Raw genomic sequence first — 745 nt, 5'->3', positions numbered from 1 at the left:
TGAAAAGAGGTGCTCAGATAGGCGCCTCAGAAACCATATTCAATTTTTCAACAAGCCCCTTATCACCATGAATGGGGGCAAAGGTGTGGTGTAAGGCGATTGTATTTGCGCGTACAAGGGCAAACCTCATTCTGATTTATCTTCAACGGTTAAAGCGGGTAAATAATGGCATTAGATAAAACATCACTTACAGATAAACTCGTTAAAGAGTTACAAGCGAGAGGGTTTGAAACCAATGGCCCACACGCGAAAAGCGCTGCGATGGCCGAAGCGATTGCCCATACGGTGATAGACGAAATCACGCAAAATGATCAGGTCACGGTTGATGCTGGGAGTTCTGCAGGGGAATATTCTATCTGTTAAAAATGGGCTAACTAATATTTAATAGCGCTAATTAAATAATGTATTGAGGTAAAAACACAGGCTGATTAGTAAATTAAATAGAGGGCAATTAATAATAGATAAAAATAAACACATTATTTTAGGTAATAAGAATGTCTGTGGCTCTATTTTATCGTTAAAATGTAATTTAATTCTAATCATTAAATCGCACAATGAATGGTTTGTTAATGTTTATTGTGTAATTAAAGGTGGCGTTTAGTTTGAGTTTCATTCAAGTATTAATTAATTTTTGGTGACTATGTTATATGTTGAAGTGATATAAGGCTGGCTTCTTAATACAATAATATCCCTGTTGTTAATAATGAATCTCTCCCATGCAATTAAAATCGCTGATGCTCACGGC

At 36.1% G+C, this 745-nt stretch carries 1 protein-coding gene; it reads left to right on the top strand.

Translation table 11 applies throughout. The features are described 5' to 3' along the window. Window positions 1-165: 165 nt before the first annotated feature. The gene (locus VSA01S_RS19850; RefSeq protein WP_039983542.1) at window positions 166-363 is read left to right on the top strand and encodes a hypothetical protein; all 198 of its coding nucleotides are present in this window, start codon (window positions 166-168) and stop codon (window positions 361-363) included. Window positions 364-745: the final 382 nt, after the last annotated feature.

Source organism: Vibrio sagamiensis NBRC 104589 (genome assembly GCF_007990935.1).
GTDB lineage: Bacteria > Pseudomonadota > Gammaproteobacteria > Enterobacterales > Vibrionaceae > Vibrio > Vibrio sagamiensis.
This window is presented reverse-complemented; position numbering and strand designations above follow the sequence as displayed.

Bases quoted from the DNA above. Each gene is read 5' to 3' on its own strand.
- VSA01S_RS19850 (WP_039983542.1), top strand. From the start codon at position 166: ATGGCATTAGATAAAACATCACTTACAGATAAACTCGTTAAAGAGTTA.